The following is a 14902-nucleotide window of genomic DNA, read 5'->3' on the forward strand; positions in this document are numbered from 1 at the left end:
CAGGGCTCGGCCCAGGGCGACGGCGGGCAGGGGAGGGCGCCGGGCCGGGAGGACGGTACGCCCGCCGCGAGCCCGCGCACCCGGCTCCAGCGCACGGGCCCGCCGGCGAACGGCGGCCGGACCGGCACCGGCGGATCCCCGGCCCGCGGCACGGGCGGGGCCACGGCGGGGGGTCCGGCGGGGGGTCCGGTGGAGACCCCGGCGGGGGGTACGGGCGGGGGCCCGGCCGCGAGCCCCCGGACCCGGGTCCAGCGGGGGAACCGCACCGCAGGCAACGCCGGTGGCAGTGGCGGCGGCAGCGGCGCCGGAGCGGGCACCGACGGCGGTACCGGAGCGGGCGGGGGCACCGGCCGTCGGAACAGGGACACCCCGGCCGCCGGCGGCGCCGTTCCCGGGCCGCGCACCCGCCTCCAGCGGGGCAAGCCCGCCCCCGCCGCCCCCGCCGCTCCCGAGCCCGCCCCGCCCGCCCCCGCCCCCGGCGCACCCACCCGGGTCCAGCGCCCCGGCAAGGCGCAGGCCCCGCCCGCGGGCGCGGGCTCCGGCGCCGGCTCGTCGGCGGGCGGGACCGCGAACGCCTCCACGACCCCGCCCGTCACCCCGCCCGCCACCCCGTCCACCGACCCCGCCGGGGCCTTCCCCACCGCCCTCACCGACCGCTACGAGCCCGTCTGCCCCGCCGGCTCCGGCAGCGAGGGCACCGTCTGGCACGTCCACCGCGCCGGGGGCGGCGGTGACGCGGCCGTCAAGGTCGGCAACCCCGGCGTCCAGGCCGACACCGAACTGCTCGCCCACCTCGGCGACGCCGCCTTCCGCCGCCACGTCCCCGAGATCCTCGGCCACGGCCGGATCGAGCACGCGGGCGCGCTCTGCGACTGGATGGCGATGGAGTACCTGCCGGTCACCCTCGCCGACCACGTCGCCGACCTGCGCCGCCGGGGCCGGCTCGACCGGCCCGGCGAGACCGAGCGGATCGTCCGCGAGCTGGTCGCGCTGCTGGACTTCTGGCAGACCACGGTCGACCGCAACCCGGTGGACTTCAAGCCGGCCAACATCCTGGTCCGGCCGGGCGGCCGGGGCGGTTCGACGGCGCCCCAGTTCGTGGTGGCGGACTTCGGCGGCGTCGCCAAGCTCACCGCCAGCCGCCGGTTCTCCGCCGACATGCAGGTCACCGTCGCCTACATGGCGCCCGAGCAGCTCGCGGGCCACAACCACCGGGCCGGCCCGTGGTGGGCGCTGGGCACCATCCTGTACGAGGTGTTCACCGGCGGGACCCGCTACCGGCGCGCGGACGGCGGGCTGGTCAGCGACGAGGCCCTGCAGTACCGGCTGGTGATGGACGACGAGGTGGACCTCGCCGCCGTCGCCGACGAGCGCCGGAGGCTGCTGCTCCAGGGGCTGTTCACCAAGGAGCCGGCCGACCGCTGGACCGCCCCGCAGGTCCGCGACTGGCTGGCCGGCGGCAGCCCGGAGGTGGTGCGCAACCGGGTCGCCCAGGAGGCGCCCAAGGCCGAGGCCGGGCCCGGGCACCGCCCGATCGCCTTCCGGGGCGCCGACTTCCACGACCCGGCGGCGCTGGCGGAGCGGATGCTCGCCGGGTCGGGCGACGCGGCGGCCTGGCTGCTCAGCGGCGGGGCGCGGCGGCTGCGCGACTGGCTGCGCGACGAGGTCAAGGACACCGCGCTCGACCTCCACTACCTGAAGGACGTCGACCGCGGCACCCCGGCGGACAAGTCGCGTGCGGCCTCCCGCGCGGTGCTGGCGCTAGGCGCGGTGTTCGCGCCGGAGGCGGTCCCGCACGTCCGGGACCGCAGGGTGGACGCGATCGGGCTGGCCCGGCTGGCCGGTGAGGACGACGCCGCGGCCTTCGTCGACGAGCTGATCGCCGCCGGGCTGCCGGCCCTGGCCGCCCGGTTCCGCTGCGGGCACGCCGCCTGCCCGGAACGGTCCTGCCTCCGGCTCCTCGCGCTGACCGAACTGCCCGCCGTGCTGGACGCGGTCGAGCGGGAGGCCAGGGCCCTCGGCGGCCGGGGCGGCGGCAGGGGCCGGGGCGGCGGCGGTGACGGACGGCTCAGCGCCGAGGAGCGGACGACGGCCCGGCGCTGGGCCCTGTTGCTGACGGTCCAGCCCGACGAGCAGCGCCTCGCGGTGGTGCGGCGGCTCTCCTCGCTGCCGGGCCCGCTGCGCGGGCTGCCCGGGCCCGCCCACACGGCCGCCACCGTCGTCGCCGACGCGGCCGGCACCGCCCGCTCGGCCGTGCTGCGGGGTGAGCGGGACCGGTTCCGGCGGACCTGGTCCGAGCTGCGCCGCCGCGCGCTGGCCGCCGCCCCGGCCACGGCCGAGGGCCGGGCGGTGCTGGCCGCGGCCGCGGTGCTGCACGTGCGGAGCGTCCGCGCCGAGGGCGTGCGGACCGGCGCCGACCGGGGCGCCTGGAAGACGTCGGCGCGCGCGTGGTTGCGGGGCGCCCGGAGCGCACTGCCCCGGCGCGCGGCGGCGGCCGTGCTGCTGCTCATCGGCCTCGCCCTGACGCTCTGGGCGGGCGCGGTCTGGCGGATCGCCGTCGACGCCGGGGTGGGCGGGGCCATCCTGCCCGAGGGCGCGTTCGGCGGCCCGCTGCGGACCGCGGGCGAGCAGGCGGCCCGGGAGACCGTCGGACAGCTGGGCGCGGCCCTGGCCGCCGCCGTCGCGGTGGCCGCCTTCCCGGCCCGGATCGGCCGGCGGGTGCTGTTCCTGGTCGTCGCCGCCGCCTTCGCCATCGGCTACCTGCGGCTCGGCCCGCCCATGACGGTGCTCAAACCGCCGCCCGCGGTGGTCGAGCGGGTGCTGACGTTCGAAGGCGGCCTCGGCAGCTGGGCGGGTGTCGCGGCGACGGCCGCCGTCGTGCTGGCGCTGGTCCTCAACGACCGCTCCAACCGCTGGCTGCTCGCCCCCGCCGTGGCGGCCGAACAGCGGGCGACCGGCGACCGCCGGCGGCTGGCCGCCCGCCGCCGGGCCCGTGGCGAGGGCGGGCCCGACCGCTGGCGCACCGGCCGCGACGGCTTCCGCGACCGGCTGGTCTTCGGGGCCGGCGGCACCCTCGTCCTGTCCCTGCTGCTCTGGGCGGCCGTCGAGGTCCGACTCGCCGTCAGCTTGCCCCATCCGACCCGGGAGTCCTGGGGCACCGGTCAGGCGGGCGCCGCCTACCAGGCGGACTTCCTCCTCCTGCTGGCCTTCCTCGCCTTCCTCAGCGCGACGGCCGTCCCGCGGTCCGCGCCCCGCCTGCTGGCCGGATCGGCGGTGGGCGTCGTGGTCCTCGGAGCCTGGCCGCCCCCGCTCGGCCCCCTGGAGGCCCTGCGCATCCCGGTGCTCGGCGGCTGGTTCGGCTGGTTCGCCGACCTGTGGGGCCACGCCGCCTTCTGGGCCGCCCTGCTCGTCGCCCTCCCGCTCGCCTGCTACCTCGGCGTCTGGACGGCCCGCCGGGTGCGGACGTGACGGGTCGGCGGCCGGGCCCGGGGGCCCGGCCGCCGACCCGTCAGGATCCGGAGGAGAGGACCTAGGCGCGGGTCCGGTCGGCGTCGATCTCGGCGGCCGGTGCCGCGTCGGCGGCGTTGCCCTCTCCCCGCTGCCGGGCGCCCTGCCCGGGCCGGGGGATGAGGAAGGTCGCCAGCATGCCGAGGGCGAGCAGCGCGGCACAGGTGTAGCCGTTGAGCTGGATCGCGTGGGACATGGCGTCGCGGGCGGCGTCGGCGGCGGACGCCGTCCGCGGGTTGTCGCCCAGCCCGGAGATCATCGCGCCGGCGCTGTCGGAGACCGCCGAGGACAGCTGGTCGGCGCCGGCCTCGGGCGTTCCCTGCTCGACGAGCCGGTCCGACAGGTCGGAGGCCAGGGCCGTGAAGAACGTCGACGTCAGGAGCGCGATACCGAGTGCGGAGCCGAGCTGGCGCGCGGCGCTCTGGATTCCGGAGCCCTGGCCGGCCTGCTGCGGCGGCACGTCCGCCAGGACCACGTTGGTGACCTGGGCGGTGGCGAAGCCGACCCCCGTGCCGTACAGGAACAGGGCGATGGCGATGACCCACCACCGGGAGTCGCTGTCGGCCAGCAGGCCGAACATCAGCAGGCCGGCGGCCTCCAGGACCAGGCCGATCCGGACCAGGCCGACCGGCCCGGCCCTCCCGACCATGCCGAAGCTCGCGCCGCTCGCGAAGAAGCTGCCGACCGCGACGACGAAGACCAGCAGCCCGGTCCGGACCGGGGAGTAGTCCAGGGTGTACTGGAGCCACAGCGGCAGCACGGCGAGCATGCCGAACTCGGCCAGGGCGATGACGAGTGTCGCGATGTTGCCCGTGCTGAAGGACTTGATGCCGAACAGTGAGGTGTCCATCAGCGGCGCCGTGCCGTTGCCCCGGGTGAGCCGCACCTGGAGGAACAGGAAGAGGGCGAGACACACCACCGCGACGGCCAGGGCGACCGGGACGACCGACAATCCGGTGCCGTCCCCGAAGGGACCGAAGCCCTTGCGCGGTTCCCACCACCCGTAGTTGCGTCCCTCGATCAGCGCGAACGCGAGAAGTCCGAGGCCCAGCACCGACAGCACCGCGCCGACGGCGTCGACCCGTCCCGGTCGGCGGGGGGAGGGCCGGAGGAACTTCATGACGCCGACGAGGATCAGCGCGACGACAGCGATGTTGATGCCGAAGGCCCACCGCCAGGAGTAGTCGGCGAGCCGGCCGCCCAGCAGCGGTCCGACCGCGGCGGCCGCCCCGATCGTCGATCCCCAGATGGCGAACGCCTTGCCGCGGTCCGGACCCCGGAAGGTCAGGTTGAGCAGCGCCAGCGACGTCGGCATGATGATCGCGCCGCCGACCCCCTGCGCGAACCGGCCGGCGATCAGCAGCTCCCCGGTGGGCGACACCGCCGCGGCGATGCTGGCCAGCCCGAAGATCACGGTGCCGACCGCGAACAGCCTGCGCGCTCCCAGGACGTCCGAGAAGCGGCCCATCACCAGCAGCAGGGCGGCCAGGACGATCGCGTAGGACTCCTGGATCCACTGGGCGCCGAAGGCCGAGACCTCCAGGTCGTCGATGATCGGCGGCATCACCACATTGACGATGGTGAAGTCCACGACCACCAGCGAGACACCGAGGGAAATGGCGACCAGGCCCAACCAGGCGTCCCGGTCGGTGGGTGAGGGCCGAGCCGAATTCTCGGACACAGCGTTCCTCCGTTCTGTTCGATGGGGGGCACCCGGTTCGGTCGCCGAGGGCGAGGTACCGGGGGTGTCGGGGAGGCGTCCCGCCTCCGAGCCATCGGCACCCTGTCAGAAGAAGAGGACGTATCCTGACCTCTACCGACACCGTTCCGGAGGGCAACCCGTGATCGCCAACCGAACGCTGGAGCTGCTCGGCCTGCTCCAGGCTCAGAAGGAGTGGACCGGCGACGGTCTGGCCGAGCGGCTGGGGGTGTCCCCGCGGACGGTCCGGCGCGACATCAGCCGACTGCGCGAACTGGGCTATCCCGTCACGGCGCGCAAGGGCCCCTCCGGCTTCTACCGGCTGTCCCGCGGAGCGCGGCTGCCCCCGCTGATAGTCGACGACGAGCAAGCCGTCGCGATCGCGCTGGCCCTGCAGACGGCTCCGGCCTCGGTCACCGGCATGGGGGACGCCACGAAGCGGGCGCTGAACTCCATCAAGGAGCTCCTGCCTCCCCACCTGGCCCGCCGGCTGGCGACCTTCTCGGTCGAGCGGATCGAGAACGCCTGGGAGCTGGCCCCGCCCCGGATCGATCCCGCGCTGCTGGCGCGGCTGAGCGCCGCCGCGCAGCAGCGCGAGCTGGTGCGGTTCGCCTACCGGTCCATCGACCGCGACCCGGTGGAGGACGACGAGGTCCTGGCCGAACCCCACCGGCTCGTCGTCTGGTCCGGGCGCTGGTACCTGGTGGCGTACAACCAGCGCAGGAACTCCTGGCACACCTACCGGCTCGACCGCGTCGCCCGACTGGCGTCCACCACCTGGCGGTTCGGACCTCGGGAAGTGCCGGAGGCGGACATCGCCCGCTTCGTCCAGGGCCAGCCCGACCGTGGGGACACCGCGGACGCCTGGCCGTGCTGGGGCACCGTCCTGATGGAGTGCCCCGCGACGCTGGTGGCGAAGTGGGCTCCGGGCGCGGCGAGCTTCGAGGCGATCGACGAGCGGATCACCCGGATCCGGATGGGGGCGTGGTCCTGGTCGGCGCTCATCGGCTTCCTCGTCACCTTCGACTGCCGTTTCACCGTCGAAGGCCCGCCCGAACTCGCGGAAGCGGCCCGCCGGGTGATCGGCCGGCTCGACGCCGGGGTGTCCCTGCCCGACGAGCCCGCGCCGGAGCCGGCCGGTTCGGTCCGAGCCGGTGACTGATCCACAAGACACGCCCTAGCCGAGGACGTACGCCTCGTAGCGGACGGCGTCGGCGGTGCGGGCGCCCGAGGCCACGGCCAGGGTGCGGTTCAGCCACCGGTAGCGCTCGTCCCCGGTCTCGAAGCGGCAGAAGAGCCGGAAGTAGTAGTCGGCGGGATCGACCGCCTCCCCGGCGGCCAGCCTGCGGAGGACCTCGGGCGGGCCGTGCCGCACACCGCTGGTGGAGAGGTAGAGGTGTGCGCCGTCGTGGGTGCGCAGCGTGGAGCGGGTGTCGATGCTGGCCATGCCGTCGGGGTGCAGCACCTGCCAGTCCGCGCCGCCGGGCAGGACCACGCCGGACAGCCGTGGTCCCTCGAAGGTCCCGCCGACGACGTCGATCACCCGGCGGCGGCCCCAGTGCGAGTCGCCGAGGTCGAGGGCCGGGGCCAGTCTCACCTCGAAGGCGGCGAGGCCCTCCAGTTTCACCGCACGCTCCACGAGGCGCGCTCGTTGAGCAGGGCCGGGGCGAAGCCCGCGGTGCGCTTGTACGAGGCGGCGATCTCCGTGCGCTCGGCGAGCGGGACGATCCGCTCGATGTCGTCGAAGCCGTCGGGTGCCCGCTCGTGGGCGAGGCGCATGACGACTTCGGGCCCCTGTCTCCGGTTGGCGAGCTGGAGCGCCGTGGTGGCGGGTCGGCGGATCTCCTCGTACGCGGCGACGGAGCCGGTGGTGGCGAGCGAGTGGGCGAGGACGCGGGCGTCGACGATCGCCTGGGAGGCGCCGTTGGAGCCGACCGGGTACATGGCGTGCGCGGCGTCGCCGAGGAGGACGACGTCGTCCCGGCTCCAGTGGGGGAGGGGCTCGCGGTCCACCATCGGGTACTCGAAGGCCGCTTCGGCTCCCGCGACGAGGGCCGGTACGTCCAGCCAGTCGAACGTCCAGTCGGCGAAGTGTGCGGCGATCGCGGCCGGTTCGGCGGGCCGGTTCCAGTTCCCCCGCTCGGGTGGCTCGCCGTCCAGCGGCCGTTCGGCGATCCAGTTGACCAGCGGTCCGTCCCCGATCGGGTAGGCGACGAACTTCTGCGTGCCGTCCCCGGCCATGATCATGGACCGGCCGGTCAGGAACGGCGCGCCGCGGGTGGTGCCCCGCCACAGCACGAGCCCGTTCCACGGCGGTGCCCCTTCGTCGGGGAAGAGCGCGGCCCTGACGGCCGAGTGGATGCCGTCGGCGCCGACGAGCAGGTCGGAGTCGTGGCGCAGGCCCGGGATCCGGCTGCCGGTGCGGACGGTGTGCGGGCCGAGGCGTTCGCGGACGGCGTCGAGCAGCAGCATCTGCAGCCTGCCCCGGTGGACGGAGTACTGCGGCCACCGGTAGCCGGCGTCGAGTCCGCGCGGTTCCGACCAGATCGGCTGCCCGTACCGGTTGAAGTAGGCCAGTTCGGCGGTGGCGACGCCGATCGCGGCCAGCCGGTCGGCGAGGCCGAGTTCGGTCAGCTCCCGCACGGCGTGCGGGAGGAGGTTGATGCCGACGCCGAGCGGGCGGATCTCCCGGGCCGCTTCGTGGACGACGACGTCGTCGAATCCGGCCGCGTGCAGGCTGAGTGCCGTGGTGAGCCCGCCGATTCCGGCTCCTGCGATGGTGATCCGCACGGAACCTTCCCTCCATGATTGTTATGGCCATAACTGTTGTGGCCGTAACAATCCCGCACCGGGCCGCCATGCGCAAGACTCTGTTCCGTGGATTCCGTGGACCGACCAGATCTCAGATACGCCGCCTACGCCCGCGACCGGCTCGCCGGGATGCCGCCGCCGGCCGACCCGGAGGCCTTCGGGCTCGCCTACCACCTGCTGCACCTGTCCTACCTGGTCGTCGCCGACCTGGAGAGCCACATCCACCGCCCGCGGGGCTGGACGCTCCCCGGCTTCCGGCTGATGTTCAAGCTCTGGCTGCTCGGTCCCACCCAGCCCGCCCGGCTCGCCGAGATCTCGGCGATGTCCCGCTCGGCGGTCACCAACGCCGTCAACACCCTCGAACGGGACGGCCTGGTCGAACGCCGGCCGCTCCCCGACGACCGGCGCGCGATCGCCGTCGCCCTGACCGCGAAGGGCGAGGCCGCCGTGCTGGAGGCCTTCGCCGAGCAGAGCCGCCGCGAGCAGCAGTGGTTCGCCCCCCTCGACGCCGAGCAGCGGGCCACCCTCACGGACCTGCTCACCCGGGTCCTCGCCGCACGTCCCGAGGACGCCGACTGACCGACCCCGCCGCGTCGGCCCCGGGCGGTCCGGGTGGTCCGGGGGCCCGGATGTCCGGATGTCCGGATGTCCGGAGACGACGCTGCCGCGCCGTCCGGATGTCCGGACGTCCGGACGGCGCGGCAGGCGCGCGGCGGAACCCGCGGGGACCGCGGGACCGCGTGGGGTCAGGCCGAGAAGTACGGTGGCCGCCGGGACCCCGGCCACGCAGGGGCACCTTCAGCGGTACGACGCCGCCCCGGCCGACCCGGCCGGCGGGTGCGCCGACGCCCAGGACGGTGTTCAGGATGCGACAGGGACGGGCGCGGGGACGGTCGATCGGACGGGAGACGGGGAACTCTCCCCGACGCCCGCGAGGTCTGGGAGGATCGCCGCATGGCCAGGCGTGACTACCAGGACGACCCCTCCGCCCCGAAGCCCGACAGCCTCGTCCCCGCGGCCTCGGCCGTCGTGGTCGACGAGGCCACCGGGCGCGTGCTCCTCCAGCGCCGGACCGACAACGGCATGTGGGCCCTGCCCGGCGGCACCATGGAACTCGGCGAGTCCATCGCCGACTGCGCCGTCCGGGAGACCCTGGAGGAGACCGGCATCCGCGTCGCCGTCACGGGAATCGTCGGCACCTACACCGACCCGGGCCACGTGATGGCCTACGACGACGGCGAGGTCCGCCAGGAGTTCTCGATCTGCTTCCTGGCCCGCCCCCTCGGGGGGACGCTCCGCACCTCCTCCGAGTCCCACGAGGTCGCCTGGTTCACCCCCGCGGAGACCGAGGGCCTCCCCATGCTCCCCGGCATCCGCAAGCGCCTCGCCGACTGGCTCTCCGGCTCCGGCCCCGCCATCCGCTGACCCGTACGGCGGCGCACGAAACCGGCCCCGCCGACGGCGGGTTGGCGGTTCCGCTCAGGACGGGCGGCCGTCGTGCGGCGGCGTGTCCGGCCCGGCGTCCCACCCGGCGTCCGGACGGAGGTCCGCCAGCCAGCTGTGCCCCGGATGCACCCGGGCGAGGAGCGTGGCCAGGGTCTGCCGGGAGGCTGCGTCCATCAGGGGAAGCGCGCCGGTGAAGTCCCACCGGTCCTTGGGGCGGGCCGCCTTGGCCTTGAACAGCAGGGCCAGCTCCGGCGCGAGGTAGGGGATCCCGTCCGGGGTCCGGCGGATGACGGCGGTGTAGGGCAGGCGGATCGACGGGTCGCGCCGGCAGATCCAGGTCGGGCCGTCGTGCGGCTCGCGGAACACGTCCACCAGGTAGTTCCCCGTCGACGGATCGCGCAGCCAGGTCTGGTGGGACACGTCCGCGACCTCCGGCGTGAGCTCCCAGACGTGGCCGGAGGCCACGACGTCGAAGGCGAACTCGGGGAAGCGGGCCCGGATCTCGGGGAACCGGTCGGCCGGGACGGCGATTTCGAGGTCGCCGTGCTCGCGGGTCCGCCCGCCCCGGAACAGGTCGACGGCCCAGCCCCCGGCCACGCACCAGGGGGCCGCGACGCCGGCCAGCCGGGCTGCCACCTCGGCGGGCGTCCAGGAGCCCGCCCATCTGGCCTCGGCCTCGGCCTCGGTGATCGCGAAGCCGCCCGGAGGAAGTCCTGGAGTCATCCGGCCAGACTACCGGGGCCCGGTGCCGGGCCGGCCCGCCGGACTCGCCCAGGAGGTGGGGCGATTGCGGCTGCGCGGGAAGTCGGCGGGTCCGACTTCCCGCGCAGCTTCCTGTGCAGCGGGCGAGTTCGGCGGCGCCCGGGTGCCCCGCCGGCCGGGCTCCGTCCCTTGTGTCGAACCGTCAGGCTGTTGACCTGGAACGGGTGGTGCGGTTGTCTGCCGTGGAGGGGTGGGCGACGGGGAGGGTGTGGTCCGGTGACGGTGCTCGACGAGGCTGCTGCGTTGGTCGCACGGGGGCGGGGGCTGCTGGATTCGTACGACGCCGCGGCCGATCCGCGGCGTGAGACCCTCCTCCTCTCCAGCGCGCTGACCACCTTCACCTCCGCGCGCGGGCTGCTGGAGGAGGCCGGACCCGCGGCACCACCGGAGGCGTCGGCGGAGGTGCGGTACCTGCTCGGGCTCGTCCTCTCGCTCCGGTACTGGCGGGCCGTGGCGCAGCCGGAGTTCGCGGAGGACGAGGTGATCCGGCGCGCCGTCCTGGCCGAACGGGCCACCGCAGTCGACCTGTTGACCCTCGCCATGGCGCTGCTCGACCCGGCGGACGGCGAGCGGGCGGAAGCCGCCGCCCGGCTGGGGCTGTTGCTGCACGCACGCCACGAGGACACGCTGGCCGGCGAACCGGCGGACGCGCCGCCGGACGATTCCGCCCGCCCGGACGACCTCGACCGGGCGGTCGAGGCGCTGCGGCTCGCCTGCCCCGTACCGGTCCCGCCCGGCCCCTGGCAGGGGCTCGCGGGGGAGGACACGTCCGCCGGGGAGGACGGGGAGGCCAGTTCGGCTGGGGAGGCCGGGGAGGACGGGGACGACTACGACGACCAGGACCCGGGCGTCCTGGCCGTCCTCGGCTGCGCCCTCGCCGACCGGCACGACCGCGACCTCGACCCCGCCGACCTCACCGCCGCGTCCGCCGTCCTGGAAGGCGTCCTCGACCGGCTGCGCCCGCCGCCGTGGACGGACCCCGACGGCACGCCCTTCCGCCCGGCCCCGGAGGCCGAGCCCGGCCCCGCCGAACTGGCGGAGCCCCTCGAACTGGCCGTCCGCGAACGCCTCGCCACCCTGCTGGTCGGCGACGAGCGCCGCGCCGCCTCGCCCGAACAGGAGCAGCGCGCCGACCGCGCCGTCATGCACCTGGAGCTGATCGCCGCGACCACCGAGCCGGACGACCCCTGCCGGCTGCGCGCCTCGCTCAGCCTGATCGACCGCTACTGGGAGCGCTGCGACGGCACGATCCGGCCGGAGGACGCCGTCCACCGGCTCGCCCGGCTGCGCGACCTGCGCCGCCTCCTCCCGCCGGACCACCCGGTGGGCGGCACCGTGCGCTGGCTGCTCGGCGGCACCCTCGCCGGTCTCGCCCGGCTGGAGCGCCACAAGGTCACCGCGGAGGCGCGGGAGTCGGTGGAGGTGCTGCGCGAGGGCCTGGCGGGCATGACCGGGGACGACCCGGTGCGGCCGGCCTCGCACGCCGTGCTCGGCACCGTGGTCAGCGCGCTGCGCGAGCACGACGCGGAGGCGTACCGGACCGAGGAAGCCGTCCACCACCTCACCGTGGCCGCGGACTCCATGCAGGAGGAGGACCACGGCATCCTGCGCAGCGACATCCTCCAGCAGCTGGCCCACGCCTCCATCGTCCAGGGCGAGTTCTCCACCGACCGGGCCGCGGTGGACCGGGTGATCGGCCTGCTGGACGAGTCGCGGGCGAAGCCGTCCGGCAGCGAGTGGTCGGAGGAGCACCTGCACGGTTCGCTGGGGGCGGCGATGAGCCGGCGCTTCGCCCTCACCAACGAGATGGCCGACCTGGACGCCGCGATCCGGCACGAGCGCGCCGCGTTCCGCCGGGCCGCGCCGGACGACGCCAACCGGGCCGTCTACCTGGAGAACCTCTCGGTCAGCCTCTACCAGCGCTTCCTGCTCGGCGGGGACTACCAGGACCTGGAGGCCTCCCGCCGCTACCACGCCGAGGTGCTGGCCTTCGTGACCCGCTCCGCGCACGCCGGGGTGGAGCGGCTGGTGGCGCGCAACCTGCCGGCCCTCCAACGCACCAGGCTGATGCTGGAGTTCCACGGCGCGCTGACCGTCGGGGACGTCGCGGCGATGGGCCGGATCGTGGCCGAGCTGGAACCGCTGGTCGCGGCGGTCCCGGAGGACGACCCGCTGTACCAGCTCGCGCGCGGCGACCTCGGCGCGGCCACCTTCGTGGCCACGTTCCACACGGCCCGGGAGCGGAGCGTCGAGGCGGCCTGGCTGATGGTGGAGGCCGCGGAGGGCACGCCGGACGGGCACCTGCACAAGGCGGTGCTGACCATGCGGGCGGCGTCGGCGCTCGGGATGCTCGCCGTCGACCCGGTCTTCTCCGAGCACCGCGCCGACGGCGCCCTGACGTACCTCGATCACCTGGACGCCGTCGCCGCCCCGGAGAGCCTGGAAGGGGCGCGCGGACGACTGCTCCGGGCACTGCTGCTGACGGCGCGGTACCTCCACGCCCGGCGCCCGGCCGACGCCGACGCCGCGCTGGCCGCCGCCGGGGCCGCCCGCGAGCAGCTGCGGCGCGGGACGCCCACCCAGCTGCTCGCCGAGGCGACCGGCCTGATCGCCCGCATCCACCGGCAGCGGCTCGGCCCGGAGGACCAGCGGCTGGGCCGCGAGTTCGGCCTCGAAGGGCTGCGCGAGACCGCCGCGGCCGCGCTGCTCCAGGCCGCCGCCGGGCCGGCGCTCATGGTGGCCAAGGGCGCCGCCAGAGTGGCCCTGACGGTCGCCCACTGGTGCCTGGCCGACCACGGGGCGGCGGCGGGGGAGTGGGAAGACCCGGGGGATCCGGCCGGTGCGGACGCCGGGAAGTCCCACCTGCGGGCAGCCGTGGAGGTGCTGGAGCTCGGCCGGGGTCTGGTGCTGCACGCCTCGACCGCCACCACCGACGTCCCCGACCTGCTGCGGGCCGCCGGTCACGAGGACCTCGCCGCCGCCTGGCTGGCGGGCGGCGACCCCGACGGCGGCTCCTCCGGCAGCCCGTTCGACGCCCTGCTCGGCGTGCCCGGCACGCTCCTCGACTCGCTGCCCGGCGGCGCCGCCGTCCCGATGCCGGACGACCTGCGCCGCCGCGCGCTCGCCGCGCTCGCCGGCTCCCCGGCCGGCACCCTGCTCATGGCGCCGCCGACGGTCGAGGAGATCGCCCGGAGCCTGCGCACCGCCGGGGCCGACGCCCTGGTCTACCTGCTGCCGCCCGGCGAGGGAAGCAGCGGCCAGGCGCTGCTGGTCACCGCGGCGGGCTCCGGGGACGTCGACCTGGTGCCGCTCAGCCTGGTCAGCTCCTACAGGCTCGGCCAGGGCGGCCCGCTGACCGCCTACCGGCGGGCGCACCAGGAGCGGCAGGCCACCCTGGAGGTCCACCCGCCCGGCCACCCGGAGCGGGTCGCCGCCCGGCGCCGCTGGCAGTCCACCCTGTCCGAACTCTGCGACTGGGCGGGCACCACCGTGCTCCGGCCGGTGCTCCGCCACCCGGCGCTGCGGGCGGCGGGGGGAGGCGCCGGTGACGGGAGGCTGCCCCGGCTGGTGCTGGTGCCGTTCGGCGAGTTGAGCGGGGTGCCCTGGCACGCCGCACTGCTGAGCAGCGGTCTGCGCGGCGGCGGCCGCCCGGTCCGGGCCCTGGAGCGGGCGGTGCTGTCGTACGCGGCGTCGGCGCGCCAGTTCTGCGAGGTGGTGGGGCGGCCCCGGCTGCCGCTCGGCGAACGGCCGGTGATCGTCGGCGACCCGACCCGCGAGCTGATGTTCGCCGAGGTCGAGGCCGAGTACCTGCACGCCGACTACTACGCGCACGGCACCCTGCTCGGCTACGTCGAGGACGCCGAGGGGGCCGGGACACCGCGTGAGGTGCTGTCCGCGCTGCCCGCGCCCGGACGGGCCGGGGCGTCCGTCCTGCACCTCGCCTGCCACGCACTGCCGTCGGGCAGCTCCCCGCTGGACGCCTACCTCGCGCTGGCGCCCGAACCGGACCGGCCGGGAGGCCCGGGGAGTCAGGGGGGTCCGGGGTATCCGGGGCGTCCGGGGTTTCCGGGGTATCCGTACGGCGCGGACAGCCCGTACGGCGCGGACGGCGCGGACGGCGCGGACCGTTCGGGTCCCGCGGGTTTCGGGCCCGGGGGCTTCGCCCCTGCGGGCCCCTACGGGCACGACCCGGCGCGGAGCGGCCGGCTGCCCGTCGCCGACATCCTGCGGCAGGCCCAGGGCCGCCCACCGGGCTCGCCGGGCGGACTGGTGGTGCTGGACGCCTGCGTCAGCGACCACACCGGCGGCGACCTCGACGAGGCGCTCACCCTCTCGACGGCGTTCGTCGCGGCCGGGGCCACCGGGGTGGTCGGCTCCCGCTGGGAGGTGGTCGACCAGATGGTGTGCGTGCTCATGTACGTGTTCCACGGCCGCCTCGCCGAAGGGGACCCGCCCGCCGAGGCGCTGCGCCGCACCCAGCTGTGGGCGCTCGACCCGGACCGCCGGCTGCCGCCCGGGGCCCCGCCGGAGCTCGCCGCGCTGGCCGGCCGCGACGTGGACGCCCTCGACGTGTGGGCGGCGCTGGTCTACCAGGGCAGGTGACGGACGCGGACGTACGGCGCCTCGCCCGCGAGTCGCAGGTCTGCCCGCTGTCCGCCCGTCCACCGTCCGCCCGCC

General features: G+C 76.0%; 9 protein-coding genes. 5 read left to right on the plus strand and 4 right to left on the minus strand.

Annotated features, from left to right (window positions below):
- The first annotated feature begins 189 nt into the window (after window positions 1-189).
- Window positions 190-3468: a protein kinase domain-containing protein gene (locus AC067J_RS35075; protein ID WP_478306225.1), complete on the plus strand. Its 3279-nt coding sequence runs from the start codon at window positions 190-192 to the stop codon at window positions 3466-3468.
- A 61-nt stretch (window positions 3469-3529) separates the two neighbouring features.
- Here the strand turns inward: AC067J_RS35075 and AC067J_RS35080 are convergent, their stop codons facing one another.
- Window positions 3530-5188, minus strand: coding sequence for an MFS transporter (locus AC067J_RS35080; protein ID WP_478306227.1), 1659 nt, complete (start codon window positions 5186-5188; stop codon window positions 3530-3532).
- Between the two features lie 160 nt (window positions 5189-5348).
- Between AC067J_RS35080 and AC067J_RS35085 the strand changes: the two genes are divergently transcribed.
- Window positions 5349-6368 (plus strand): helix-turn-helix transcriptional regulator, encoded by a 1020-nt coding sequence (locus tag AC067J_RS35085; protein ID WP_478306229.1) that lies wholly within the window; start codon window positions 5349-5351, stop codon window positions 6366-6368.
- A 15-nt stretch (window positions 6369-6383) separates the two neighbouring features.
- On the opposite strand, the gene AC067J_RS35090 is transcribed toward AC067J_RS35085, so the two are convergent.
- Together AC067J_RS35090 and AC067J_RS35095 are read right to left on the minus strand one after the other, a co-directional pair.
- Complete coding sequence (locus AC067J_RS35090) at window positions 6384-6833, minus strand: DUF3237 domain-containing protein (RefSeq protein WP_478306231.1); 450 nt, start codon at window positions 6831-6833, stop codon at window positions 6384-6386.
- The gene (locus AC067J_RS35095; RefSeq protein WP_478306233.1) at window positions 6830-7996 is read right to left on the minus strand and encodes a flavin-dependent oxidoreductase; all 1167 of its coding nucleotides are present in this window, start codon (window positions 7994-7996) and stop codon (window positions 6830-6832) included. The genes AC067J_RS35090 and AC067J_RS35095 overlap by 4 nt, the downstream gene beginning before the upstream one ends.
- 96 nt (window positions 7997-8092) lie before the next feature.
- Between AC067J_RS35095 and AC067J_RS35100 the strand changes: the two genes are divergently transcribed.
- Together AC067J_RS35100 and AC067J_RS35105 are read left to right on the plus strand one after the other, a co-directional pair.
- Window positions 8093-8596 carry a MarR family winged helix-turn-helix transcriptional regulator gene (locus AC067J_RS35100; RefSeq protein ID WP_478306235.1) on the plus strand — a complete coding sequence of 168 codons (504 nt, stop codon included), beginning with the start codon at window positions 8093-8095 and terminating at the stop codon, window positions 8594-8596.
- Between the two features lie 375 nt (window positions 8597-8971).
- Window positions 8972-9442: an NUDIX hydrolase gene (locus AC067J_RS35105; RefSeq protein ID WP_478306237.1), complete on the plus strand. Its 471-nt coding sequence runs from the start codon at window positions 8972-8974 to the stop codon at window positions 9440-9442.
- Window positions 9443-9496: 54 nt separating this feature from the next.
- Here AC067J_RS35105 and AC067J_RS35110 read toward each other — a convergent pair whose 3' ends face one another.
- Window positions 9497-10186, minus strand: a complete 690-nt coding sequence (locus tag AC067J_RS35110; protein WP_478306238.1) for a nucleotidyltransferase domain-containing protein — start codon at window positions 10184-10186, stop codon at window positions 9497-9499.
- 255 nt (window positions 10187-10441) lie between these two features.
- Here AC067J_RS35110 and AC067J_RS35115 point away from each other — a divergent pair, with 255 nt between their 5' ends.
- Window positions 10442-14827: a CHAT domain-containing protein gene (locus AC067J_RS35115; protein WP_478306240.1), complete on the plus strand. Its 4386-nt coding sequence runs from the start codon at window positions 10442-10444 to the stop codon at window positions 14825-14827.
- Window positions 14828-14902: the final 75 nt, after the last annotated feature.

The sequence above is a fragment of the Kitasatospora sp. NPDC042419 genome (assembly GCF_056437345.1).